Raw genomic sequence first — 23,532 nt, 5'->3', positions numbered from 1 at the left:
CACGCGGTGAACGGACGGCGACGTCGCCGTGGCCCCGGTGTGGCCGGCTCCGGCCCTCTAGGCTGCCGGTCGTGCCCGCACCGTGGACCCACGCCCTCGCCGACGCGGTCGTGAGCGACCCCGCCCTCCCCCCGTCGTACGACGAGCGCCTCGGCTCCCTGCCGGGCGCGGCGCTCGTCGCCGACACCGACCTGCCGCGGCTGGCGCTGCCGCAGGAGGGCCGGCTCGCCGTGGCCGTCGCGGTCACCGGCGGGGCCGGCCAGCTGGCCGGTCCGGCCGGGTGGTGCGCACGCCGGCCGCAGGTGTGCCTGACGAGGCTGGCGGTGACGCTGCGCGACCTCGACGACCTGGCCGGCAACGCCCGCCGGGTCGTCGCCGCGGTCGACGCGGCGCGCGGGGAGGGCGCCCTCGCCGACGACGTCGTCGTGCAGGTGGGCGTGCCGGCGGGCCACCTCGGCCCCACCGGCCCCACGACCGCCTGGCTGGCGGCGCTCGACGAGCTGGCCGCCGCCGAGCTCGGCCTGCTGCTGCCCGCCGCCACCGAGCCCGGGCTGCTCGCGGCGCTGGTCGACGCCGCCCTCGACCGCGAGACCCCGTGGCACGCCACCGGCGCCGGCGCCGCACCGGTGCCCGCCCCCGGCCCGCTGGCGCTGCTCGGGGCCACCCGGCTGGCCTTCGACGGCGCCTCGCGCGGCGAGGTCGTCGAGGCGCTCACGACGGCCGACGCGGCCGCGCTGGTCGGCCTGGACGGGCTCGCGGGGGCCCGACGCTGGCTGACCGGCGCCGACCTGGCCTCCCCCACCGAGGTCGAGGCCCTCGGCGCGGCCCTGCGCGACCTGGGCGTGGCCCTGTGAGCCCTGTGAGCCCCGACGGCGCCGGGGACGGCGCGGCGGACGGCTTCGGCCTCGACCACCTGCCCTACGGCGTCTTCTCCCGCGACGGCGGTCCGCGCCGCGTCGGGGCGCGGCTGGGCGACCGGGTGGTCGACCTGGCCGAGGCCACCGGGCGTCCCGAGCTCGCGACGGCGTCGCTCCACGCGCTGATGGCCCTGGGGCCGGCGGTGTGGGCCGAGACCCGGGAGCAGGTGCGCGACCTGGCCGCCACCGGGGTCGCGCCCTCCCACGACCTGGCCGACGTCGTGCTGCACCTGCCCTTCGAGGTGGCCGACCTGGTGGACTTCTACGCCTCCGAGCACCACGCCACCCGCGTGGCGGAGATCCTGCGGCCCGGTCAGGACCCGCTGCCCCCGCAGTGGCGCCACCTGCCGGTGGGCTACCACGGCCGCGCGGGCACCGTGGTCGTCAGCGGCACCCCGGTCGTCCGCCCCCGCGGCCAGGGTCGTCCCTCCCGCGAGGAGCCCGACCGACCGGCCTTCGGCCCCACGCGGCGCCTGGACCTCGAGGCCGAGCTCGGCTTCGTGGTCGGCGTCCCGAGCGCCCTGGGGAGCACGGTGGGCGTGGACGCCCTGGCCGACCACGTCTTCGGCGTCGTGGGCGTCAACGACTGGTCGGCGCGCGACCTCCAGGCGTGGGAGTACGTGCCGCTCGGTCCGATGCTCGGCAAGTCCTTCGCCACCTCGGTCTCGGCGTGGGTGACCCCGCTGGCGGCGCTCGACGCGGCCTGGTGCGACCTCCCGGGCCAGGAGCCCGCCCCGCTGCCGCACCTGCGCCACGCCGACGGCTCCACCCCGCGGGGGCTCGACATCGACGTCGAGGTCGAGGTGGCGGGCACGGTGGTGAGCCGGCCGTCGTACGCCACGACCTACTGGGCGCCCGCGCAGATGCTGGCCCACCTGACCTCCAACGGCGCCGCGCTGCGCACCGGCGACCTGCTCGCCTCGGGCACGATCAGCGGGCCCGGTGACGACGAGCGGGGCTGCCTGCTCGAGCTGACCCGGGGCGGGCGCGTGGAGATCGCGGGGCGCGGCTTCCTCGAGGACGGCGACGAGGTGGTGCTGCGCTACTCCGCGCCGTCGACCACCGGCGGTCGGATCACGCTCGGCGAGGTGCGCGGCACCGTCGCTCCCGCCGCGGGCTGAGCGCCCGACGCGGGCCCCGCACCCCGGGCGGGCGCGCGCGACGGGCTGGCGTGGACGATGCGCCCGAGCCGGGCACGGGCGCGGCGGGTGAGCAGGAGCACCGGCAGCAGCGCCGCCACGAGCAGGCAGCCCAGCACGATCGCCAGGTAGGCGCCGTGCAGCGAGGAGTCGAGGGGGGCGACCAGCCCGAGCACGGTGGAGGCCGCGAGCAGCGCGACCATCCCGAGCCGGTCGAGGCGCAGCACGGCGAGGAAGGGCGCGGCCCACAGGAAGTACCACAGGTGCACGACGGGGCCGAGGACCACCGTGGCCCCGACCACCAGGGCCACCGTGGCCACCGCCGAGGCGCGGTCGCCCGCGGGCCGGCGCAGCAGCGCCCACAGGCCCAGCAGCAGGGCGGCCAGCGTGCCCGCCGTGCGCAGCACGTCGACGAGGTCCAGCGGGCCCGGGCCGAGCCCGACCAGTCCGGCGACACGGTCGAGCGCGCCGCCCACCAGCGTGGTCGACGACAGCGGGGTGCTCACGGTGCCCGGCACCCCGAGCGCGGCGACCCACCCCAGACCGAGCCCCGTGACGGCGCCGAGCCCCACCAGCACGCCGACCGCGACGCCGGCCACCGCCGCGGCGCGGCGCACCCGCTCGAGCGCCCCCGCGGCCGCGGGCAGCCCGACCAGGACGACGCCCAGGCACACCAGGCCGCCCGGCACCTTGACCGCGGCGGCGAGGCCGCCCAGCACCGCACCGGCCGCCCAGCCGTGCTCGGCGGCCACCACCAGCGCCGCGGCCATCAGGCCGACCATCAGCAGGTCGTTGTGCAGGCCTCCCACGCCGTTGGCCAGCATCAGCGGCGACACGAGCACCACCGCGCTGGCCAGGGCGGGGTCGACCCCGCTCCAGCGGGCCAGCCGCGGCACCGCCCAGGCCAGCAGGAGCAGCCCCACCAGCGCCACGCCCCGGTGGGCGACCACCAGCACCCACGGGTTGCCGGTGTGGGCGGCGGCGAGGTCGCCCAGGGCGAGCGGCAGCGGCCCGTAGGGCGCCGGGGTGTCGAGCCACATCGGGTCGACGGCCTCGACCACCGGGCCCGAGAGCACCGACGGGCCGTGCTCGTAGGGCGAGAGCCCGAGGTGGGCCAACGTGCCCTGGGCGGCGTAGGACCAGCCGTCGCGGGAGAACAGGGGCGGTGCGAGCACCAGCGGTGCCGACCAGACCACGCACGCGTGGCGCACCAGCGCCAGCCGGTCGGCGGTGCTCTCACCGTGGGGCAGCGCGACGCGACGGCACAGGCGCAGCCAGGAGGCGGCGAGCAGCCCCAGACCGGTGAGCACCACGGCCAGCCCGAGCATGCGCCCGGCCGGGTGCGCGCGCAGCGCCACCAGCGCGTCGGCGTCGAGCACGGGCGAGCTGGCCGGCAGCGTCGAGACCACCAGGCCCCCCAGGAGCACGAGCAGGCTGCCGGCGAGCCCTCGAGTCAGCACCAGCGCAGGCTAGGGAGCCCGGAGGGCCGCCGCCCGCACACGGGTCGACCCCGCGAGGAGCGGTCGGTGAACGTCAGCCGAACTCGCTCCCCGCGGGGTCGCCGGGGGTCCTGCGTGGTCGATCGGGTCGTGCGGGTCGTGCAGGTGGGACCGGGGGTCAGCGACCCGCGGGCACCGGGGCCTCGGTGAGGACGACGTAGAACGGCTTGCGGGTGCCGTCGGTGGTGACGGAGCCGTCGCTGTTGCGCGGGGAGACCACGAAGCTCTGGGCGTTCTGGGCGCCGGTGGGCGCGCAGTTGGTCGGGCCCGAGGGCGGGGTGGTCGGCGCACCGACGTTGCAGCGGCTGACCGAGATCTCGCCGGAGAACTCCGGGTTGGCGTCGGCACCGGGCGCACGGCCGGTGGTCACGCCGTCGCCGTTCTGGTCCACCGTGTTCTGCAGGGAGATCGTGGCGACCAGGCCGCTGTCGGAGATGTCGTCGCCGGCGCTGATGTAGACGTTGCCGTTGGCGCGCAGGCTGTTGTCGGGCGAGCCGGCGGGCGCGGTGTTGGGGAGCGTGGGGTAGGCCGCCACGATCGAGAAGCCGCCCGACTGGTCCACGATGCTGCCGTCGGCGCCCACGAGCACCCAGCGGCCCGCGCCGTCGGCCCCGTCGGCGCCGGCGGGACCCGCCGGGCCCTGGACCAGGGTGCCGTCGCGGAAGTCCTTGGCCTGCAGCGTGCCGTTCTTGACGTCGATCGAGGCCACCGAGTCGTTCTTGATGTCCTGGCCGGTCAGCGAGTTGTTGACGACGTCCTCGGAGCTGATCTTGACCGCGGCGTAGGAGGTGCCGCCCATGGCCACGACGAGCGCCATCACGGAGACGGCCATGGAGGGGGTGGGGCGACGCAGGCGAGGGAGGTTCACAGGACGGCCTTTCGAGGAGGGTGTGATCCGGGCCACGGAGGCGTGACTGACCCTGCTTCGGAGCCGTCGGCGTCTCGGATGGGTGCCGACGGCGTGTCGCTGCCCCGAGGTCTGGTCCGGCTCCGCCCCGTCGCGTCCGGCCCCACCCCTCGGGGCGGGGGAGGCCGCGGCGCACGCGGGTAGCGTCGGGCACGACCCGTCCCCTCGTGCGGAGGTCCGCATGCACCCCACGCACGATCCCTCGTCCGGCCCCTCCACCGAGGCCCCCGGGCGCCCGTCACCGGCCAGCACCGGCGGCCTGAGCGGCGACCACCGCGCCGCCCGCCCCGCCGTGCTCGTCGTCGGGGCCTCCTCCGGCATCGGCCTGGCCACCGCCCGGCGGCTGTCGGCCCGTGGCGCCCGCCTCGTGCTGGCCGCCCGCGACCCCGCGGCGCTCGACCGCGCCGCCGCCGCCTGCCGCGACGCCGGGGCCGCCGCCACCCTGGTGGTGCCCACCGACCTCACCGACCCCGCCCAGGTGGAGGCGTGCGTCAGGGCCGCGGTGGCGGCGTACGGTCGGCTCGACGCGGTGGTCACCACCGCGCAGGGCATGGCCTACGGCACCGTGGAGCAGGTGCCGCGCGAGGTCTTCGAGCACGTCGTCGAGACCGCGGTGCACGGCACCGCCCACCTCGTGCGCGCCGCACTGCCCGTCTTCCGGGCCCAGGGCGCGGGCACCCTCGTCGTCGTCAGCTCCCTGCTGGCCGAGGTGGCGGTGCCCTCGATGAGCACCTACGTCACCGCCAAGTGGGGCCAGCTCGGGCTGGTGCGGTCGCTGCAGCTGGAGCTGCGCGACGAGCCGGGCCTCCACGTGTGCCTGGTGTCCCCGGGCGCCATCGACACCCCCATCTACGACGAGGCGGCGACCTACGCCGGCAGCCGCGGGTCGGCCCCGCCGCCGGTGGTCGGGCCCGACCGGGTGGCCCGTGCGGTCGAGCGCTGCCTCGACCACCCGCGCCGCCGCCACGTCGAGGTGGGCCCCGCCAACCTGGCCACGATCCTCGGCTTCCGGCTCGCGCCCTTCGTCTACGACCGCGTCGTCGGTCCCGCCGTGCGGGCCGTGGTGCTGCGCGGGCCCGCCGTGGGCCCCGACGGCGGCAACGTCCTCGAGGCCGCCCCCGGCGGCCACACCGAGCGCGGCGTCTGGACCCTCCTCGGTCGCCGCCGCACCCGCGAGGGCAGCGGGGCCCGCTGGCGGCGCTGAGCCCGCCTCGCGCCCCTCGCGCCCCGCCACGACCGCTGCACCGTCCCGGCACCGTCTCGGCACCAGCCCGGCACCATCCCCTGCTCGACCCCACCGCACCAGGAGTCCCCGTGCCGTCCCTCCCCTCCTTCCTCCCCCAGCTCCCGCGCCTGCCCCTGCCGCTGCTCCTGCCGGCACCGGCCGCCGTCGCCCGGGCCGCCGGGCTGCTGCGCCGCTCCGACGCCGGACCCCACCCGCGGGTCGTGGTGGTCACGGGCGCCTCGAGCGGCATCGGCCGCGCCACCGCCCTGGAGCTGTCGCGCCGCGGTGACCACGTCGTGCTCGTCGCTCGCCGCGAGGAGGTGCTCGACGAGGTCGCCGAGGTGTGCCGCGACGAGGGCGCCGCCTCCGCGCTGGTGCTGCCCGCCGACCTCGACGCCGACGAGGACGTCGCCGCGCTGGTCGACCTCGTGCTCGAGCGCCACGGCCGCGTCGACGCGCTCGTGCACTCGGCCGGGGTCGTGGCCTACGGGCGCGCCGAGGAGCTCGACGCCGAGACCTTCGACGCCGTCGTGCGCACCAACCTGCTGGCCTCGGCCAACGTGGCCCGCCACACCATGCGCGTGCTGCGACGCCAGGAGCGCGGCGTGCTCGTGCTGGTGGGCTCCCTGCTCGGGCACGTCGCCGTGCCCGACATGACGCCCTACGTCGTGAGCAAGTGGGGCGTGCGCGCCCTGGCCCGCCAGCTGCAGATCGAGAGCTCCGACCTCCCGCACGTGCACGTCTGCCACGTCTCGCCGGGCAGCGTCGACACCCCGATCTACGACAGCGCCCTCGACTCCGCCGGCATGGTCAACCGGCCCCCGCCGCCGAGCATCAGCCCCGAGCGGGTGGGCCGCCAGCTCGTCGCCTGCCTCGACGCCCCCGGCCCGCGGGCCCAGACCGGCCTGACCAACTACGCCCTGGTCGCGGCCTTCACCCTGGCCCCGGCGGTGTGGGACCGAGCGATCGGGCCGGCCTTCGACCTGCTCTCGCGGCGCCCCGCCGGCACCCAGGACTGACCCCGACCGGGTCGGGCCCGCCTGGGCCGGGCCGCAGACGAGGAACGCCCCCGGTCGGTGGAGACCGGGGGCGCTCGTGGCAGGTGAAGGATTCGAACCTTCGAAGGCAAAGCCGACGGATTTACAGTCCGCTCCCATTGGCCGCTCGGGCAACCTGCCGGGTGTCGCTCGCCCCCGGCTTGGCCGGAGGACGACGAGGCGAAACAATAGCGCAGCCCCCGGCACAGGAGGAAAACACCGGCCGGGGCCGACCCGATCACCCGCAGCGACCAGCTGCCACCAGCGCAGAGGACCGACATGGCCGACTCGTCGTTCGACATCGTCAGCAAGCTCGACCGCCAGGAGGTCGACAACGCCCTGGGGCAGACCGCCCGCGAGATCGCGACCCGCTTCGACTTCAAGGGCACCGGCGCCACCATCGAGTGGCAGGGCGACCAGGCCATCGAGATCAGCGCCTCGGCCGACGACCGCGCCAGCGCCGTGCTCGACGTCTTCAAGGGCAAGCTCGTCAAGCGCGACGTCAGCCTCAAGGTGCTCGACGCCTCCGAGCCGCGCCAGTCGGGCCAGCAGAGCAAGATCGCGATCGCGCTCAAGGAGGGCATCACCTCCGAGGACGCCAAGAAGATCTCCAAGCTGATCCGCGACGAGGGCCCCAAGGGCGTCAAGGCCCAGATCCAGGGCGACGAGCTGCGGGTGTCGTCGAAGAAGCGCGACGACCTCCAGGCCGTGCAGGCGCTCGTGCGGGGCCAGGACTACGACTTCGCGGTGCAGTTCACCAACTACCGCTGAGGCGCCCCACCCGGCCACCGGACGAGGGGCCCGGCCGCGGGTGGGAGGGTGCGGTCCCACCCGCGGCCGGGAGTCTCAGACCCCCGAGGTGACGGCCGCGCGGCGTCCGGCCGGCGCCATCGAGGAGACCGTCGTGGCGCCGGAGGCCGGCGTCAGCCACACCTGCGTGCCGGCGTCGAGGCCGAGCTGGCGGGCGTGGGTGCGGGTCAGCACCACGGTGGTGTCGGGGCTGGCCTGGGCCGAGACCGCGGTCGGGTCACCGTCGCCGGTGCGCACCGTCACGCGGACCTCGAAGCCGACCCGCAGCACACGGGTGACCGTGCCGCGCACCGCGCCGGCGAGGCCGGGCTGGAGCGCGACCTCGACGTCGTGCGGTCGCAGCACGACGCCGCCCAGGGTGGTGACCTCGCCCAGGAAGCCCATGACGAAGTCGTTGGCCGGCTCGTCGTAGAGCTGGTCGGGCGAGCCCACCTGCTCGACGCGGCCCTCGTTGATCACCACGATCTCGTCGGCGACCTCGAGGGCCTCCTCCTGGTCGTGGGTCACGAAGACCGTGGTCACGTGCACCTCGTCGTGCAGCCGGCGCAGCCAGTCGCGCAGCTCCTTGCGGACCTTGGCGTCGAGCGCACCGAAGGGCTCGTCGAGCAGCAGCACGCTCGGCTCGACCGCCAGGGCGCGGGCCAGGGCCATGCGCTGGCGCTGGCCGCCCGAGAGCTGGGAGGGCAGGCGGTGGGAGAACTGGGAGAGGTGGACGAGCTCGAGCAGCTCCTCGACCCGGTGGGCGATCTCCGCCTTGGGCCGCTTGCGGATCTCCAGGCCGAAGGCGACGTTCTTGGCCACCGTCATGTGCTTGAAGACGGCGTAGTGCTGGAAGACGAAGCCGACGTTGCGCTTCTGCGCCGGCAGCCCGGTGGCGTCGACGCCCTCGATCGAGACGGTGCCGGAGTCGGCGGTGTCGAGGCCCGCGATGATGCGCAGCAGGGTCGACTTGCCGCCGCCCGAGGGGCCGAGCAGTGCGGTGAGCTGGCCCGTGGGCAGCGAGACCGACACGTCGTCGAGGGCGACGAAGTCGCCGAACTTCTTGGTGAGACCTGAGACTTCGATGCTCATGGGTGGCTCCTTCGGGAGGTCACGAGTCGTGCTTGGGGCGGAGGAAGGCGACGACGAGGAGGCAGGCGATGCTGACCAGGATCAGCAGGAAGGACGTCGCGTAGGCCGTCTCCTGCTGGAAGTTCTGGTACTTCTGCTCGACGACGAGGGTCGCGGTCTGGGTGCGGCCGGTGATGTTGCCCGAGACGATCTTGACCGCGCCGAACTCCCCGACCGAGCGGGCGAGGCTGAGCACCACGCCGTAGACCACGCCCCACTTGATGCTGGGCAGGGTGATCCGCCAGAACGTCTGGGGCGCGTTGGCGCCGAGGCTGCGCGCGGCCTGCTCCTGGTCGTCGCCGACCTCGACCAGCACCGGGACGACCTCGCGGATGACCAGCGGCAGGGCCACGAAGCAGGTGGCCATGATCATGCCCGGGGAGTCGAAGATGACCTGCACGCCGCGGGCCTCCAGCTCGGGCCCGACCAGGCCGTTGCGGCCGTTGTAGGCCAGCACCAGCGCGAGCCCGACCACGACCGGCGACACCGACAGCGGCAGGTCGATGAGCGCCGAGAGCACCCGCTTGCCGGGGAACTCGTAGCGCACCAGCAGGATCGAGATGGTCACGCCGAAGACCAGGTTGATCACCACGGCCCAGAAGGCGATCATCGCCGTCAGCTGCAGCGCCCCGGTGACCTGCTCGTCGCCGAGCGCGTCGACGAGGTTGCCCAGGCCGTTGCCGAAGGTCTGGCGCACCAGCAGCGCCAGCGGCCAGGCCACGAGGAAGAACACGTAGCCGACGGCCAGGACCCGCAGGCCCCACTTCACCGGCGGCGAGACCATCGTGGTGGTCGTGCCCCGGCTAGCCACGACGCGACACCCGTCGCTGGAGCACGTCGAGCAGCACGATGACCACCAGCGCGATGGCCAGCATCACCGAGGCCAGCGCGGCCGCGGAGGCGGTGTTGCCGTTCTCGATGAAGGTCAGCACCCGCACCGAGACCACCTCGGTCTCGTAGGGCTTGTTGCCGCTGAGCAGGACCAGCGAGCCGTACTCGGAGATCGCGCGGGCGAAGGACAGCGCCGCACCGGCGGTGATGGCCGGCACGAGGCTGGGCAGGATGATGCGCCGGAAGATCGTCGACCGCTTGGCCCCCAGCGAGGCGGCCGCCTCCTCGACGTCGGTCTCGAGCTCCTCCAGCACCGGCTGCACCGTGCGCACGATGAAGGGCAGCGTCACGAAGGCCAGGGCCAGCGTCACGGCGTTGGGCGTGAAGGCCCAGTGCAGGCCCAGCGGGCTGTTGGGCCCGTAGAGCGAGAGCAGCACAAGCCCGGCGACGATGGTGGGCAGGGCGAAGGGCACGTCGATGACGACGTCGAGGGCGCGCTTGCCCCAGAAGCGGTCGCGCACCAGCACCCAGGCGATGACGGTGCCGACCACGACGTTGACCAGCGTGACCAGGACGGCCTGGGAGACGGTCAGGGTGACCGCGGCCCAGGTCTGGTCGTTCTGCAGGACCGAGAGGTAGCGGCCCCAGCCGCCCTCCGCGGCCGCGGCGACCACGGCGGAGAGCGGGAGCAGCACCAGGATGCTGAACCACAGCATCGCGATGCCCAGGCCCAGGCCCGCGCCACGCGTCAGCGTGCTGCGGGGCGTCGTACGGCGCACGCGCCGGGGCCGGCGTCCCTCGGGGGACGCCGGCCGCTCGAGCACAGGGGTGCTGGTCACTCCTCGCCGACCTTGCCGGTCTCCTGCTGCAGCTCGGTGATGATGCCCAGCGGGTTGCCGTCCTCGCCGTCGCCGAAGTAGAGGTCGGCCGCCTCGCCCCAGCCACCGAAGTCGTCGTCGATGGTGAAGAGCTCCTCGGGGGTGGGGAACGGGTCGGCCGGGTCGTTGGCGCCCTCGACCTCGCCCACGTCGACGCCGTCGACGACGGGGCGGAAGCCCGACTGCGCGTAGTCGGCCTGCGCCTCGGGGCTGGTCATGAAGTCGAGGAAGGCCTGGGCGGTCTCGTCGGCGTCGACGGTGACGGCGGCGGGGTTCTCGATGAGCAGGGTGTCCGGCGGCACGACGTAGTCGATGTCGGCGCCGCTCTGCTTGGCCAGGATGGCCTCGTTCTCGTAGGACAGCAGCACGTCGCCGCTGCCGTCGGTGAAGGCCGTGGTGGCCTCGCGGCCGCTGCCGGGCAGGGCGATGGTGTTGTCGAGCAGCGAGGTCACGAAGTCGCGCGCCTCGTCCTCGGTGCCGCCGTTGCCGGCGATGTGGGCCCAGGCCGCCAGGATGTTCCACCGCGCCGAGCCCGAGGAGCCGGGGTTGGGGGTGATGACCTCGACGCCGGGCTCGACGATGTCGTCCCAGGTCTCGATGCCCTCGGGGTTGCCCGAGCGCACGACGAAGACGACGACCGAGGAGGTCGCGATGCCGTTGGTGGCGTTGTCCTTCCAGTCCTCGGCCACGAGGCCGTCGCCGACCAGGCGGGTCACGTCGGTCTCGAGGGAGTAGTGCACGACGTCGGCGTCGGCGCCGGCCTCGACCGCACGGCTCTGGTCGCCGGAGGCGCCGTAGGAGGTCGTGAAGTCGCCGACCGACATCCCCTCGCCGGCGTCGGTGCCGACGAAGTCCTCGAAGACCGGCTCGTTGGCCGCCTCCATCACCGAGAAGGCGTTGACGCTGATGGTCTCGCCCGACTCGCTGCCGCTGGAGGTGGAGCACCCGGTCAGGGCCAGCACCCCCGTCGCACCCAGCGCCAGCGCCGCCTTGAGCTGCTTGTTCATCGTGTGTCCCTTGTCCGCCCCTGCACCCAGAGGCTGCTCACCACTCCTGACGGAACAGGAGTGAACAACCAATCTCACGTAGATTACTGCACAAAAGATGTTTAAGTGACCACTGGTCTGGACAGAGTCGTCCGGCGCGTCGCGCGGGCTCTCGTGGGCGGCGCCGGCGGGGTCGTCCAGCACCTGGAAACCCGGGGCGCCTCGCGTGACGCGGGCTACAGTCCGAAGACGTCCGAGGCGAGGAGTGTCGCGAGGTGTCGAAGCAGGTCAAGCAGCTCGATCGGGTCATCATCAGGTTCGCCGGGGACTCCGGTGACGGCATGCAGCTGACCGGCGACCGGTTCACCCAGGAGTCGGCGGCCTTCGGCAACGACCTGGTCACCCTGCCCAACTTCCCGGCCGAGATCCGCGCCCCCCAGGGCACGCTGCCGGGCGTGTCCTCCTTCCAGGTGCACTTCGCCGACCACGACATCCTCACCGCCGGCGACGCCCCCGACGTCCTGGTCGCCATGAACCCCGCGGCCCTGCGGGCCAACCTGCCCGACCTGCCCCGCGGGGCGACGATCATCGTCGACACCCACGACTTCGGCGGCCGCAACCTCACCAAGGCCGGTTACGACTCCGACCCGCTGGCCGACCTCGGGTCCCCCGGCTCGCCGCTGGCCGACTTCGCGGTCCACCCCGTGGACCTCACCGGCATGACGGTGGGGGCGGTCAAGGAGTTCGGGCTCTCGCGCAAGGACGCCGCGCGGGCCAAGAACATGTTCGCCCTGGGGCTGCTGTCGTGGATGTACGGCCGCCCGACCGACTCCACCGAGGCGTTCCTCGCCAAGCGCTTCGCCAAGGTGCCGGCCATCCGCGACGCCAACCTCGCCGCCTTCTCCGCGGGGTGGAGCTTCGGGGAGACCACCGAGACCTTCGCGGTGCGCTACGAGGTCAAGCCGGCGCCGATGGCCCCCGGCACCTACCGCAACATCACCGGCAACCTCGCGCTGTCCTACGGCCTCGTCGCCGCGGGCGTGCAGTCGGGGCTGCCGGTCTTCCTGGGGTCCTACCCCATCACCCCGGCCTCCGACATCCTCCACGAGCTGAGCAAGCACAAGGCGTTCGGCGTGACGACCTTCCAGGCCGAGGACGAGATCTCGGGAGTCGGCTCGGCCATCGGCGCCTCCTTCGCGGGCCACCTCGGGGTGACCACGACCTCCGGGCCCGGCGTGGCGCTGAAGTCGGAGGCCATCGGCCTGGCGGTCATGACCGAGCTGCCCCTCGTGGTCATCGACGTGCAGCGCGGCGGACCCTCCACCGGGCTGCCCACCAAGACCGAGCAGGCCGACCTGCTCCAGGCGATGTTCGGGCGCAACGGCGAGGCCCCGGTGCCGGTCGTCGCGCCGCAGTCGCCCGGGGACTGCTTCGACGCCGCCCTCGAGGCCACCCGGATCGCGGTCACCTACCGCACGCCGGTCATCCTGCTCTCCGACGGCTACCTCGCCAACGGCTCCGAGCCGTGGCGCATCCCCGACGTCGAGGACCTCCCGCGCATCGACCCGGGCTTCGCCACCGAGCCCAACCACGTGGTCTCCCCCGACGACCCCGACACCCGCGACTTCTGGCCCTACCTGCGCGACGAGGACACCCTGGCCCGCCCCTGGGCCGTGCCGGGCACCCCCGGCCTCGAGCACCGCATCGGCGGGCTCGAGAAGGGCGAGGGCCACGGCAACATCTCCTACGACCCCGCCAACCACGACCGCATGGTCCGCACCCGGCAGGCCAAGGTCGACCGCATCGCCGCCTCGCTGCCGCCGCTGGAGGTCGACGACCCCTCGGGCGCAGCCTCGGTCCTGGTCATCGGCTGGGGCTCGACCTACGGCCCCATCGGCGCGGGCGTGCGTCGCGTGCGCCGTGCCGGCCACCGCGTGGCGCAGGTGCACCTGCGCCACCTCAACCCCTTCCCCGACGACCTCGGGGAGATCCTGCGCGGCTACGACAAGGTCCTCGTGCCGGAGATGAACCTCGGGCAGCTCTCGCTGCTGCTGCGCGCGCGCTACCTCGTCGACGCCGTGGGCTACAACCACGTGCGCGGGCTCCCGCTCAAGGCCGCCGAGCTCGCCGAGGCCATCGGCGCCCTCGTGGCCGAGGCGGAGGGCGTCGAGGTCGACCTGTCCGCACCCGCCGGCGACCCCGCCGACCACCCGGAGGACTGAGCGATGACCACCACCGACCTGCCCGTGCCCGCGATGCGCGGCACCGAGGGCGTGCCGACCTTGGCCGAGGGCGAGAGCCAGACCGGCAAGGACTTCACCTCCGACCAAGAGGTGCGCTGGTGCCCCGGCTGCGGCGACTACGCCGTGCTCAAGGCCGTGCAGTCCTTCCTGCCCGACCTCGGCCTGCGCCGCGAGAACATCGTCTTCGTCTCCGGCATCGGCTGCTCCAGCCGCTTCCCCTACTACCTCGACACCTACGGGATGCACTCCATCCACGGCCGGGCCCCGACGATCGCCACCGGCATCGCCACGGCCCGCGAGGACCTCTCCGTGTGGGTCGTCACCGGCGACGGCGACGCGCTGTCGATCGGCGGCAACCACCTGGTCCACGCGCTGCGGCGCAACGTGAACATGACCATCCTGCTCTTCAACAACCGGATCTACGGCCTCACCAAGGGCCAGTACTCCCCCACCTCCGAGGTCGGCAAGATCACCAAGTCGACCCCGATGGGCTCGGTCGACCAGCCCTTCAACCCCGTGTCGCTGGCGCTGGGCGCGGAGGCCACCTTCGTGGCCCGCACCATCGACTCCGACCGCAAGCACCTCACCGGGGTCCTCGCCGCCGCGGCGGCCCACCGCGGCACCTCGCTGGTCGAGATCTACCAGAACTGCCCGATCTTCAACGACCACGCCTTCGACGGCCTCAAGGACCGCGACTCGGCCGAGCGGGCGGTCATCCCCCTCGTGCACGGCGAGCGGATCACCTTCGGTGGCGGGACACTGGGCCTGGCGCGCGACGCCACCTCCGGCGGTGTCAGGGTGGTCGAGGTGGGCGACGTCGACGAGACCGAGCTGCTCGTGCACGACGCCCACGCCGAGGACCCCTCGACCGCCTTCGCGATCAGCCGGCTCACCGACGCGGGCTACCTCAACCGCTCGCCCATCGGCGTCTTCCGCCAGGTGGAGCGCCCCACCTACGACGACCAGACCCGCGCACAGGTCTCGGCGGCCCGCGACGCGGCCCCGGGCGAGCCGGCCGAGCGGCTGGCCGGCCTCATCGGCGGCGGCGACACCTGGACGGTCGTCTGAAGCCGGGTGGGTGGGCGCCGCGGCTGGGCGCCGAGGCCCCCGCGACGCAGCAGGGCCCCCGACCGCTGGTGCGGCGGGGGCCCTGCGTGGTCGCGCGCCTCAGGGGCGCCCGGCTCAGAGCTTGTAGATGTAGATCGCGTTCGGCGACACCGCGGCCTTGTAGCGCTCGGTGGCGCGGACCTTGACGCGGTAGTAGACGCGCTGGGCGCCACCCTGGGGGCCGTAGACCCGCTTGGTGTAGCGACCGGCGTCGTTGGTCTTCGCCTTGGCCCAGGTCTTGTAGGAGTTCTTGCAGTTGGTGTTGCGCTGGCAGACCTTGCGCTCGACGATGTACTTGATCGGGCCCGAGCCGGGGGTGATGCGGCCCTTGATGAAGAACTTCTGGCCGTCCTGGTCGCCCTTCAGCTCGATGGTGCGAGCCTCCTTGGCCGGGGCCGGCGCAGCGGTCGAGGGGGAGGTGAAGACGAGGGAGATCGAGAGGGCGAGCAGCAGCGACGCGAGGCCGGCGACGAGGCGGGTGATCCGCATGGGGGCTCCTGGGTTCAGGTGTGGGGGACGCCTCGAACCTGCCCCGCGCGGACCGCGGTAAACACCGGTCTCGACCGGACTTATGCTCCCCCGGTGTCCGACTCTCGCCGCGGCGTGGCCCTCGGGGCCGCGGCCTACCTCATGTGGGGCGCCTTCCCCCTGTACTTCCCGCTCCTCGAGCCCGCCGGCGCGCTCGAGATCCTGGCCCACCGCATCGTCTGGTCGGTGCTCACCATGGGCGTGCTCGTGCTGGCGCTGCGACGGACCGCCGGGGTCAGGGCCCTGCTCGCCTCCCGACGCACCACCGCCCTGCTGGCCCTGGCCGCGGTGACCATCACCTGCAACTGGGCCACCTACATCTACGGCGTCACCAACGGCCGCGTGGTCGAGACCTCGCTGGGCTACTTCATGAACCCCCTCGTGACGGTGCTCATGGGCGTCCTGCTGCTCGGCGAGCGGCTGCGTCCGCTGCAGTGGGTGGCGGTGGGCATCGCGGCCTCCGCGGTCGCCGTGCTCACGCTCGACTACGGCCGACCGCCGTGGGTGGCCCTCGTGCTCGCCTTCTCCTTCGGGACCTACGGGCTGGCCAAGAAGACCGCGGGCGCCCCCGCGGTGGAGAGCCTCGCGGTCGAGACGGCCTTCATCGCGCCCTTCGCCGGGGCCTACCTGGCGTGGCTGGCCACCACCGGCACCGCGCAGTTCGGGCAGCACGGCGTCGGGCACGCGCTGCTCTTCACCACCCTCGGCGTCGTCACGGCGGTGCCGCTGCTGTGCTTCGGCGCGGCCGCCACGCGGGTGCCGATGGTGACGCTGGGGCTGCTGCAGTACCTCGCGCCGATCCTGCAGTTCGCGCTCGGCGTGCTCTGGTACGGCGAGGACATGCCGGCCGGCCGCTGGGCCGGCTTCGTCCTGGTCTGGCTCGCGCTGGTGCTCTTCACCGTGGAGGCGGTCGGCCACCACCGGCGCCAGCTGCGGCTGACCGTCGCGGCCTCGAGCGCCGCCTGAGCGGCGCAGCTCGCCCGGAGGAGCCGCCGAGGGCTCAGGCCGTGCGGAGCGCCACGAGGTCGGCGAAGGCCTCCAGGGCCTCCTTCACCGGGCTGTCGGGCAGCACGTCGAGCAGCGCCTTGGCCTCGTCGGCGCGGGCCACGACGTAGGCGCGGGCCTGCTCCATGGCGGGGTGGGCGCGCAGCAGGCCCAGGGCCTCGGCGTGGCGGGCGTCGTCGGTGAGGTCACCCGCGAGGAGCTCGAGCAGGCGCGCGTCGGCGGGGTCCTCGGAGGCCCGGGCCATGAGGACGGGCAGCGTCGGCACGCCCTCGCGCAGGTCGGTGCCGGGCGTCTTGCCCGACTCCTGCGACTCCGAGGCCACGTCGAGGATGTCGTCGGAGAGCTGGAAGGCGCTGCCCACGATCTCGCCGTAGGCCGCGAGCGCCTCCTCGACCTCGCGCGGGGCGCCGGAGAAGCGGGCGCCGTAGCGCGCGGAGGTCGCGATGAGCGAGCCGGTCTTCCCGGCCACCACGTCGAGGTAGTGCTGGAGGGCGTCCTCGTCGGGGCCCGGCTCGACGGTCTCCATGATCTGGCCCTCGACGAGCCGGGTGAACGTCTCGGCCTGGATGCGCACGGCGTCGGCGCCCAGGGTGGCGGTGAGCTCGGAGGAGCGGGCGAAGAGGAAGTCGCCGGTGAGGATGGCGACCAGGTTGTCCCAGCGGGCGTTGGCGGAGTCGGCGCCGCGGCGCAGGTCGGCCTCGTCCATCACGTCGTCGTGGTAGAGCGAGCCGAGGTGGGTGATCTCCACGACGCAGGCCGCCGTGAGCACCTCCGCGGCCTCCGGGTGGGGGCCCGTCTCGGCCGCGAGGAGCACCAGCAGCGGACGGAACCGCTTGCCGCCGGCCTCGAGCAGGTGCCGCGCGGCCTCGGAGACGTAGCGGGTCCGGCCCTCGACGTGGCCGGCCAGGAGCGCCTCGACCTCCGCCATCCGACCGTGGAGACGGGCGGCCAGGGCCTCGTCGGTGACCGGGAGGGCCAGGGCGGCCGGCGCGGGAGAGGACGTCACCTGATGAATTCTCCCGCATGGCCCGCGAGGTCGAGCACCGGGCCGGGCACGATGCCGAGCAGCACCGTGGCGAGCACGCCCACCGCGATGGTCGCCGACGTCAGCAGCGAGGGCGCGACCACCGCGGCCGAGTCGGCGGTGGGTGCGGTGAAGAACATCAGGCGGATGTGGCGGACGTAGAAGTAGATGGCCACGACGCTGGAGAAGATCGCCACCAGCACCACCGGCCAGGCCCCGGCGGAGAAGGCGACGGTGAAGACCGCCCACTTGCCCACGAACCCTCCGGTGAGCGGGATGCCCGCCATCGACAGCAGCAGGAACGCGAAGGCCCCGGCGACCCACGGCGAGCGCCGGCCCAGGCCGGCCCAGCGGTCGAACGCGGTCGCCTCGCCGCCGGAGTCGCGCACCAGCGTGACGATGGCGAAGGCCGCGACCATCGAGAAGCCGTAGGTGGTGAGGTAGAAGAGGATCGCCTGGAGCGAGGTGACCTGGCCGTCGGCCAGCTCGGCGCTGGTCTGCACGCCGAGGACCCCGGTGAGCAGGAAGCCGGTGTGGGCGATGGAGGAGTAGGCCAGCATCCGCTTCACGTCGGACTGCGAGATGGCCAGCACGGCGCCGACGACCATGGTGAGGATCGCGACCACCCACAGCATCGGCTGCCAGGTCCAGCGGTCGGACCCGAAGCCGACGTAGAACAGCCGCAGGATCGCGCCGAAGGCGGCGATCTTGGTGCCGGCGGCCATGAACGCCGTCACCGCCGTCGGGGCGCCCTGGTAGACGTCGGGGGTCCAGGACTGGAACGGCACGGCCCCGACCTTGAACAGCAGCCCGACCGCGAGCAGGCCCATGCCGATCGCCAGCAGGGTGTGGTTGCCGGTGTCGGCGCGCACGGCCTGGTCGATCGCGGCGAGGTCCATCGAGCCCGCGAAGCCGTAGACCAGGGCGACGCCGTAGAGGAAGAAGCCGGAGGAGAAGGCGCCGAGCAGGAAGTACTTCATCGCGGCCTCCTGGCTCAGCAGGCGGCGACGGCGGGCCAGCCCGCAGAGCAGGTAGAGCGGCAGCGAGAGGACCTCGAGGGCCACGAACATCGTGAGCAGGTCGCCCGCGGTCGGGAAGATCATCATGCCGGCCACCGCGAACATCATCAGCGGGTAGACCTCGGTGTGGTCCAGGCCCTGGGCCTGGCGCTCGGCCTCGGTGCCCGGCAGCGCGGCCGCCTGGCCGGCGAAGGCCGAGACCCCGCCCTCGAGGCGACGCTCGGCGAAGAGCAGCACCCCGCCGACCGCGAAGATCAGGACCAGCCCCCACAGGAAGACCGCGGGGCCGTCGATCACCAGGGTGCCGCCCGCGGTGAGCAGGCCGCGCGCGGCGCCGTCGCCGACCTCGGTGAGGTCGAGGCCGACCAGCACGGTGCCGACCAGGGCGGCGACCAGGCCGGCGAGGGCGAGCACGGTCTGGGTCACGAAGCGGCGGGTGCGGGGCACGAAGGCCTCGACGACGACGCCCAGGGCCGCGACGCCCAGCACGACCAGGATCGGCCAGAGGTGGAAGTAGTCGAGGGTGGGCTTGACGAAGGTCGTGGAGTCCATGGTCTAGCTGCCTTCCTCGGCGGACGCCGGAGTCTCGGACTCCGGGGAGGTGACGGTGGGCGCGTCGTCGGTGACCCCGACCCGCTCCAGCAGCGTCCCGACGTAGGGGTTGCTGGCCTCCAGCAACGGCCCGGGGTAGAAGCCGAAGAGGACCAGCCCGACCACCAGCGGCACCAGGACGACGCCCTCGCGCACGGTGAGGTCGGTGCGGGTGGACCCGGCCCCGTCGGAGCCGGTCCCGTCGGAGCCGGCGCCCGGGTCCTCGGCGCCGGGCAGGGCGGGCACCGTCGGGCCGGTCATCGTGCGCTGGTACATCCACAGCACGTAGATCGCGGCCAGGACGATGCCGGTGACCGCGATCGCGCCGACCCACCACTGGTACTGGAAGGCGGCGATGATGACGAGGAACTCCGAGACGAAGGTGCTCAGCCCGGGCAGGCCCAGGGTGGCCAGGCCCGCGATCAGGAACAGCCCGGCGAGCACCGGGGTGACCTTCTCGACCCCGCCCATCTGGCTGATCAGCGTGGTGCCGCGGCGGCGGATGACGAAGCCGGCGGCCAGGAAGAGCGCCGCGGTGCCGAGACCGTGGTTGACCATGTAGAGCACGGCGCCGGACCCGCCCTGGGTGTTGAGCACGAAGATGCCCAGCGTGATGAAGCCGAAGTGGCTCAGCGAGGTCAGTCCGATCAGGCGCAGGATGTCGTCCTGGCCGATCGCGATGAGCGCGCCGTAGACGATCGAGACCAGGGCGAGGGCGACCACGACCGGCGTGGCCCACTGCGAGGCCTCGGGGAAGAGCCCGAGGCAGAAGCGCAGCATGCCGAAGGTGCCGATCTTGTCGAGCACGCAGACCAGCAGCACGCTCGTGGCCGGGGTCGCCCGCTCCGTGGTGTCGGCCAGCCAGGTGTGCACCGGGAAGAGCGGGGCCTTGACGGCGAAGGCGATGAAGAAGCCCAGGAAGAGCCACCGCCCGGCCTCGGTGCCGATGTCGAGCTGCTCGAGGTCGGAGAGGAGGTACGACGGGCTGCCCTGCTGGGCGGAGACGACGTAGAGCCCGATCACCGAGGCCAGCAGCACGAGGCCGCCGGCGAGCTGGAACATGAGGAACTTCAGCGCCGCGGCGCTGCGACCCTCGCGGCCGAAGCCCCCGACCAGGAAGTAGGCCGGGATCAGCGTCGCCTCGAAGACGACGTAGAAGAGGAAGACGTCGGTCGCGGCGAAGACCGCCAGCGAGAGCGCCTCCAGGGCGAGGGTCCAGGCGACGAAGGCCCGGCCGGTGCCCTGGCGGGTGCTCTCGTCCTCACCGTCGGGGCCGAGCGGCTGGTCGGTGTCGGACCAGGCGGCGAGCAGCACCAGCGGCACCAGCACGGCGGTGAGCAGGATCAGCAGCAGCCCGAGGCCGTCGACGCCGAGGGCGTAGTGGACCCCGAAGGCCGAGATCCAGTCGTGGGTCTCGGTGAGCTGCATGCCGCCGTCGACGTCGAACTGCGCGGCGACGGCCGCGGCCAGGGCGAGGGTGACCACGCTGACGGCCAGACCGGCCTGCTTGGCCTGCGCCGCGGGCAGCGGGAGCAGGGCCACGGCGACGGAGCCGACCAGCGGCACCAGCACGAGCACCGTGAGCCAGGGGAAGTCGGACATCAGGAGTTCACCACCATCAGGGCGATCACGACGATCAGGACGCCGGCGAGCACCGACAGGGCGTAGGAGCGCACGAAGCCGTTCTGCACACGGCGCAGCAGCCCGCCGACCCCGGCCACGGCCGAGCCGCCGCCGGTGAAGAGCCCGTCGGCGCCGCGGCGGTCGACGCCGAGGAGCAGCGTGACCAGCCGGCGGCCGGGCCGCACCACGACGGCGTCGTTGATCGCGTCGCCGTACAGGTCGGCGCGAGCCGCGCGGACCGCGAACGAGACGTCCTGCGGGGCCGTGCGGGCCACCTCGCGGCGACCGACGAGGAACCACGCGGCGGCGACGCCGACCGCGACGACCGCGACCGTGAGGACCGTGAGCACGATGACCGGCACCGGGGGCTCGTGGTGCGGGGCCTCGCCGACGACCGGGGCCAGCCAGCCGACGATCCAGTCGCCGAGCAGCAGGATGCCGCCGAGCACCGAGAGGGCGGCCAGCACGACGAGCGGCACGGTCATCACCGAGGGCGACTCGTGGGGGTGCACGCCCTCCTTCCACCGCTTGTCGGTGAAGAAGGTCATCAGCATGAGGCGGGTCATGTAGAAGCCGGTCACGCCGGCACCGACGAGGGCGCACACGCCCGCGACCGGGCTCTCGACCAGCGCGGTCTCGATGATCTTGTCCTTGGACCAGAAGCCGGAGAAGAGCGGGAACCCGATGATCGCGAGGTAGCCCATCGCGAAGGTCAGGAAGGTCACCGGCATCGCCTTGCGCAGCGCGCCGTAGCGGCGCATGTCGACGTCGTCGGCCATGCCGTGCATCACCGAGCCGGCGCCGAGGAACATGTTGGCCTTGAAGAAGCCGTGGGTGATGAGGTGGAAGATCGCGAAGGCGTAGCCGTACACGCCCAGGCCGGCGGCCAGCATCATGTAGCCGATCTGGCTCATCGTCGAGCCGGCCAGGACCTTCTTGATGTCGTCGCGGGCGCACCCGATCACCGCACCCCACAGCAGCGTGACCGTGGCGACCACGACCACGACGGTCTGGGCGTGGGGAGCGAGCTCGTAGACGAAGTTGGAGCGCACCACGAGGTAGACCCCCGCGGTGACCATGGTGGCGGCGTGGATGAGGGCCGAGACCGGGGTGGGACCCTCCATGGCGTCGAGCAGCCAGGCCTGCAGCGGCACCTGCGCCGACTTGCCGCAGGCCCCCAGCAGGAGCAGCAGGCCGAGCGCGGTCAGCGTGCCCTCGCCCGCGCCGGAGGTCAGCTCGCTGACCTGCGTGAAGCTGGTGGTGCCGAAGGTGACGAACATCAGGGCGATGGCCAGGCTCAGGCCGATGTCGCCGACGCGGTTGATGACGAAGGCCTTCTTGGCCGCGGCAGCCGCCGACGGCTTGTGCTGCCAGAAGCCGATGAGGAGGTAGGAGGCCAGGCCCACTCCCTCCCAGCCGAGGAAGAGCACGACGTAGTTCTCCGCCAGGACCAGCGTGAGCATCGCGGCGACGAAGAGGTTGAGGTAGGCGAAGAACCGTCGGCGGCGCGGGTCGTGCTCCATGTAGCCGATCGAGTAGACGTGGATCAGCGTGCCGACACCGGTGATGAGCAGCAGGAAGAGCGCCGAGAGCGGGTCGTAGAGGAGGTCCATGCCGACGGAGAAGCCGCCGACCTCCATCCACTCCCAGAGCCGCTGGGCGACCTGGCGCTCGGACTCCTCGCGACCCAGCAGGTCGACGAAGAGCACGACGCTGAGCACGAACGACGCGAGCGCCGTGGCCGTGCCCAGCAGGTGCCCCCAGCGGTCGGTGCGGCGACCGCCGACGAGCAGCACCGCGGCGCCCAGCAGCGGCAGGGCCACCACCAGCCACAGCAGCGTGGAGGCGCCCTCGGCCTCGAGGGGGGCGACCACGGGGATCGTGTGGCCGCCCTCTGACATGAGGTACATCTGCGGTGTCACCGGTCCTGTCTCAGTACTTCAGCAGGCTCGCGTCGTCGACCGAGGCCGAGCGACGGGTGCGGAAGATGGTCATGATGATGGCCAGGCCCACGACGACCTCGGCGGCGGCGACGACCATCACGAAGAAGGCGGCGATCTGGCCGTCGAGGTTGCCGTGCTGGCGGGCGAAGGCGACCAGCGCGAGGTTGCAGGCGTTGAGCATCAGCTCCACGCACATGAACACGACGATGGCGTTGCGGCGGGTGAGCACGCCGACGGTGCCGATCGTGAACAGGATCGCGGACAGGACGACGTAGGGCGTGGTGTCCATCAGCGGCCCTCCTCCTCGAGCGAGTGCTGCTCGGTGTTGTGGCCGGTGGCGGTGGCCTGCTCGCCGCTGGCACCGCCGGGCACGCCGTCGATGGAGCGGCGCACCTGCTCGATGTCGTCGGCCAGGGCCGGCGCGGAGCGCACGGTGCCGCGCGAGGAGAGCACCCGCGAGACCGAGTCGGGGGCGGGTGTGCCGTCGGGCAGCAGCGCCGGGGTGTCCACAGCGTTGTGGCGCGCGTAGACGCCCGGCGAGGGCAGCGGGCCGAGGTGGGTGCCCTTCTCGCTGAAGTCGCGGACCCGCTGGGCCGCCCGCTCGGCCTGGCCGGCCTTCGGGGTCAGCCGCTCGCGGTGCGCCAGCACCATCGCGCCGACCGCCGCGGTGATGAGCAGCGCGCTGGTGGTCTCGAAGGCGAAGACGTAGCGGCTGAAGAGGATGTTGGCCAGCGCCTCGATGTTGCCGCCAGCGTTGGCCTCGTCGAGGCCCACGACGGTGCCGAGGGTCAGCTGGCTGAGCCCGAGGACGAGCAGCACCCCGAGCACCAGCCCGCCGGCCACCGCGAGCACGCGCTGGCCGCGGATGGTCTCGACGACCGAGTCGGAGGCGTCGACGCCGACCAGCATGAGCACGAAGAGGAACAGCATGAGGATGGCGCCGGTGTAGACGATGATCTGCACGGCGAAGAGGAACGGCGCGTCGAGCGCGGCGTAGAGCACGGCGAGGCTGATCATCACCACCGCCAGCAGCAGCGCTGCGTGCACGGCCTTGCGGACGAACAGGATGCCGAGCGCCGCCAGCACCATGACCGGGGCGAGGATCCAGAA

General features: G+C 73.3%; 21 protein-coding genes and 1 tRNA gene. 8 read left to right on the top strand and 14 right to left on the bottom strand.

Annotation, left to right across the window (positions count from 1 at the left end; genetic code table 11):
• Positions 1 to 71 precede the first annotated feature (71 nt).
• Positions 72 to 854, top strand: a complete 783-nt coding sequence (locus tag ASF50_RS17620) for a hypothetical protein (protein ID WP_056905340.1) — start codon at positions 72 to 74, stop codon at positions 852 to 854.
• Complete coding sequence (locus tag ASF50_RS17615; protein WP_056905339.1) at positions 851 to 2,038, top strand: fumarylacetoacetate hydrolase family protein; 1,188 nt, start codon at positions 851 to 853, stop codon at positions 2,036 to 2,038. Before ASF50_RS17620 ends, ASF50_RS17615 begins: the two co-directional genes overlap by 4 nt.
• Here ASF50_RS17615 and mptB read toward each other — a convergent pair.
• Both mptB and ASF50_RS17605 read right to left on the bottom strand, forming a co-directional pair.
• Positions 1,960 to 3,516: a polyprenol phosphomannose-dependent alpha 1,6 mannosyltransferase MptB gene (mptB, locus tag ASF50_RS17610; RefSeq protein ID WP_156718369.1), complete on the bottom strand. Its 1,557-nt coding sequence runs from the start codon at positions 3,514 to 3,516 to the stop codon at positions 1,960 to 1,962. The genes ASF50_RS17615 and mptB overlap by 79 nt on opposite strands.
• Positions 3,517 to 3,673: 157 nt before the next feature.
• The gene (locus tag ASF50_RS17605) at positions 3,674 to 4,423 is read right to left on the bottom strand and encodes a hypothetical protein (RefSeq protein ID WP_056905337.1); all 750 of its coding nucleotides are present in this window, start codon (positions 4,421 to 4,423) and stop codon (positions 3,674 to 3,676) included.
• Positions 4,424 to 4,643: 220 nt separating this feature from the next.
• Here ASF50_RS17605 and ASF50_RS17600 point away from each other — a divergent pair, with 220 nt between their 5' ends.
• Both ASF50_RS17600 and ASF50_RS19330 read left to right on the top strand, forming a co-directional pair.
• A complete protein-coding gene (locus ASF50_RS17600; protein WP_082503336.1) occupies positions 4,644 to 5,666 on the top strand; it encodes an SDR family NAD(P)-dependent oxidoreductase in 1,023 nt (340 codons plus the stop codon).
• Positions 5,667 to 5,776: 110 nt separating this feature from the next.
• On the top strand, positions 5,777 to 6,706 hold the full coding sequence (locus tag ASF50_RS19330; RefSeq protein ID WP_056864804.1) for an SDR family NAD(P)-dependent oxidoreductase: 930 nt from the start codon (positions 5,777 to 5,779) through the stop codon (positions 6,704 to 6,706).
• 77 nt (positions 6,707 to 6,783) lie between these two features.
• Here ASF50_RS19330 and ASF50_RS17590 read toward each other — a convergent pair.
• A tRNA-Tyr gene (locus ASF50_RS17590) sits at positions 6,784 to 6,865 on the bottom strand.
• 138 nt (positions 6,866 to 7,003) lie between these two features.
• Between ASF50_RS17590 and ASF50_RS17585 the strand changes: the two genes are divergently transcribed.
• Positions 7,004 to 7,495 (top strand): YajQ family cyclic di-GMP-binding protein, encoded by a 492-nt coding sequence (locus tag ASF50_RS17585; RefSeq protein ID WP_056864805.1) that lies wholly within the window; start codon positions 7,004 to 7,006, stop codon positions 7,493 to 7,495.
• 75 nt (positions 7,496 to 7,570) lie between these two features.
• On the opposite strand, the gene ASF50_RS17580 is transcribed toward ASF50_RS17585, so the two are convergent.
• The 4 genes from ASF50_RS17580 to ASF50_RS17565 are packed head-to-tail and all read right to left on the bottom strand — an operon-like array spanning position 7,571 to position 11,360.
• Positions 7,571 to 8,605, bottom strand: coding sequence for a sulfate/molybdate ABC transporter ATP-binding protein (locus ASF50_RS17580; protein ID WP_056864806.1), 1,035 nt, complete (start codon positions 8,603 to 8,605; stop codon positions 7,571 to 7,573).
• A gap of 19 nt (positions 8,606 to 8,624) precedes the next feature.
• Entirely contained in the window at positions 8,625 to 9,455 is an 831-nt protein-coding gene (locus ASF50_RS17575) for a sulfate ABC transporter permease (protein ID WP_228943171.1), read from the bottom strand.
• Positions 9,448 to 10,314: a sulfate ABC transporter permease subunit CysT gene (gene cysT, locus ASF50_RS17570; RefSeq protein WP_056864808.1), complete on the bottom strand. Its 867-nt coding sequence runs from the start codon at positions 10,312 to 10,314 to the stop codon at positions 9,448 to 9,450. Before cysT ends, ASF50_RS17575 begins: the two co-directional genes overlap by 8 nt.
• Positions 10,311 to 11,360, bottom strand: coding sequence for a sulfate ABC transporter substrate-binding protein (locus tag ASF50_RS17565; RefSeq protein ID WP_056864809.1), 1,050 nt, complete (start codon positions 11,358 to 11,360; stop codon positions 10,311 to 10,313). Before ASF50_RS17565 ends, cysT begins: the two co-directional genes overlap by 4 nt.
• Before the next feature lie 254 nt (positions 11,361 to 11,614).
• Between ASF50_RS17565 and ASF50_RS17560 the strand changes: the two genes are divergently transcribed.
• Both ASF50_RS17560 and ASF50_RS17555 read left to right on the top strand, forming a co-directional pair.
• A complete protein-coding gene (locus tag ASF50_RS17560) occupies positions 11,615 to 13,561 on the top strand; it encodes a 2-oxoacid:acceptor oxidoreductase subunit alpha (protein WP_056905336.1) in 1,947 nt (648 codons plus the stop codon).
• A gap of 3 nt (positions 13,562 to 13,564) precedes the next feature.
• Complete coding sequence (locus tag ASF50_RS17555) at positions 13,565 to 14,650, top strand: 2-oxoacid:ferredoxin oxidoreductase subunit beta (RefSeq protein WP_056864811.1); 1,086 nt, start codon at positions 13,565 to 13,567, stop codon at positions 14,648 to 14,650.
• A gap of 114 nt (positions 14,651 to 14,764) precedes the next feature.
• Here the strand turns inward: ASF50_RS17555 and ASF50_RS17550 are convergent, their stop codons facing one another.
• On the bottom strand, positions 14,765 to 15,178 hold the full coding sequence (locus ASF50_RS17550; RefSeq protein ID WP_056905335.1) for a hypothetical protein: 414 nt from the start codon (positions 15,176 to 15,178) through the stop codon (positions 14,765 to 14,767).
• A 93-nt stretch (positions 15,179 to 15,271) separates the two neighbouring features.
• Here ASF50_RS17550 and rarD point away from each other — a divergent pair, with 93 nt between their 5' ends.
• A complete protein-coding gene (gene rarD / locus ASF50_RS17545; protein WP_056864813.1) occupies positions 15,272 to 16,183 on the top strand; it encodes an EamA family transporter RarD in 912 nt (303 codons plus the stop codon).
• A 34-nt stretch (positions 16,184 to 16,217) separates the two neighbouring features.
• Here rarD and ASF50_RS17540 read toward each other — a convergent pair whose 3' ends face one another.
• Genes ASF50_RS17540 through ASF50_RS17515 form a run of 6 tightly spaced genes read right to left on the bottom strand, consistent with a single transcriptional unit; the run spans position 16,218 to position 23,511 of the window.
• Positions 16,218 to 17,228, bottom strand: a complete 1,011-nt coding sequence (locus ASF50_RS17540) for a polyprenyl synthetase family protein (RefSeq protein WP_056905334.1) — start codon at positions 17,226 to 17,228, stop codon at positions 16,218 to 16,220.
• Positions 17,225 to 18,817 (bottom strand): NADH-quinone oxidoreductase subunit NuoN, encoded by a 1,593-nt coding sequence (nuoN, locus tag ASF50_RS17535; RefSeq protein WP_056864815.1) that lies wholly within the window; start codon positions 18,815 to 18,817, stop codon positions 17,225 to 17,227. The genes ASF50_RS17540 and nuoN overlap by 4 nt, the downstream gene beginning before the upstream one ends.
• Positions 18,818 to 18,820: 3 nt before the next feature.
• Positions 18,821 to 20,458, bottom strand: a complete 1,638-nt coding sequence (locus tag ASF50_RS17530) for an NADH-quinone oxidoreductase subunit M (protein WP_056905333.1) — start codon at positions 20,456 to 20,458, stop codon at positions 18,821 to 18,823.
• The gene (gene nuoL / locus ASF50_RS17525) at positions 20,458 to 22,389 is read right to left on the bottom strand and encodes an NADH-quinone oxidoreductase subunit L (RefSeq protein WP_056905332.1); all 1,932 of its coding nucleotides are present in this window, start codon (positions 22,387 to 22,389) and stop codon (positions 20,458 to 20,460) included. The genes ASF50_RS17530 and nuoL overlap by 1 nt, the downstream gene beginning before the upstream one ends.
• 22 nt (positions 22,390 to 22,411) lie before the next feature.
• Positions 22,412 to 22,711 (bottom strand): NADH-quinone oxidoreductase subunit NuoK, encoded by a 300-nt coding sequence (gene nuoK, locus ASF50_RS17520; protein ID WP_056864818.1) that lies wholly within the window; start codon positions 22,709 to 22,711, stop codon positions 22,412 to 22,414.
• On the bottom strand, positions 22,711 to 23,511 hold the full coding sequence (locus ASF50_RS17515; RefSeq protein WP_056865230.1) for an NADH-quinone oxidoreductase subunit J: 801 nt from the start codon (positions 23,509 to 23,511) through the stop codon (positions 22,711 to 22,713). Before ASF50_RS17515 ends, nuoK begins: the two co-directional genes overlap by 1 nt.
• Positions 23,512 to 23,532 lie beyond the last annotated feature (21 nt).

Origin of the sequence: Nocardioides sp. Leaf307 (assembly GCF_001423135.1) — a bacterium.
GTDB classification, from domain to species: Bacteria; Actinomycetota; Actinomycetes; order Propionibacteriales; family Nocardioidaceae; genus Nocardioides; species Nocardioides kribbensis.
Note: the sequence above shows the minus strand (reverse complement) of the source record. Positions and strands in the feature narration are given on the sequence as shown.

Excerpts from the sequence above, each read along its gene's own strand:
- ASF50_RS17550 (WP_056905335.1), bottom strand. The coding sequence starts at position 15,178 with ATGCGGATCACCCGCCTCGTCGCCGGCCTCGCGTCGCTGCTGCTCGCC.
- ASF50_RS17530 (WP_056905333.1), bottom strand. The coding sequence starts at position 20,458 with ATGTCCGACTTCCCCTGGCTCACGGTGCTCGTGCTGGTGCCGCTGGTC.
- ASF50_RS17580 (WP_056864806.1), bottom strand. The coding sequence starts at position 8,605 with ATGAGCATCGAAGTCTCAGGTCTCACCAAGAAGTTCGGCGACTTCGTC.
- nuoL (WP_056905332.1), bottom strand. The coding sequence starts at position 22,389 with ATGTACCTCATGTCAGAGGGCGGCCACACGATCCCCGTGGTCGCCCCC.
- ASF50_RS17555 (WP_056864811.1), top strand. The coding sequence starts at position 13,565 with ATGACCACCACCGACCTGCCCGTGCCCGCGATGCGCGGCACCGAGGGC.
- ASF50_RS17515 (WP_056865230.1), bottom strand. The coding sequence starts at position 23,511 with ATGGTGCTGGCGGCGCTCGGCATCCTGTTCGTCCGCAAGGCCGTGCAC.
- ASF50_RS17585 (WP_056864805.1), top strand. The coding sequence starts at position 7,004 with ATGGCCGACTCGTCGTTCGACATCGTCAGCAAGCTCGACCGCCAGGAG.
- nuoN (WP_056864815.1), bottom strand. The coding sequence starts at position 18,817 with ATGGACTCCACGACCTTCGTCAAGCCCACCCTCGACTACTTCCACCTC.
- ASF50_RS17565 (WP_056864809.1), bottom strand. The coding sequence starts at position 11,360 with ATGAACAAGCAGCTCAAGGCGGCGCTGGCGCTGGGTGCGACGGGGGTG.
- nuoK (WP_056864818.1), bottom strand. The coding sequence starts at position 22,711 with ATGGACACCACGCCCTACGTCGTCCTGTCCGCGATCCTGTTCACGATC.
- ASF50_RS17600 (WP_082503336.1), top strand. The coding sequence starts at position 4,644 with ATGCACCCCACGCACGATCCCTCGTCCGGCCCCTCCACCGAGGCCCCC.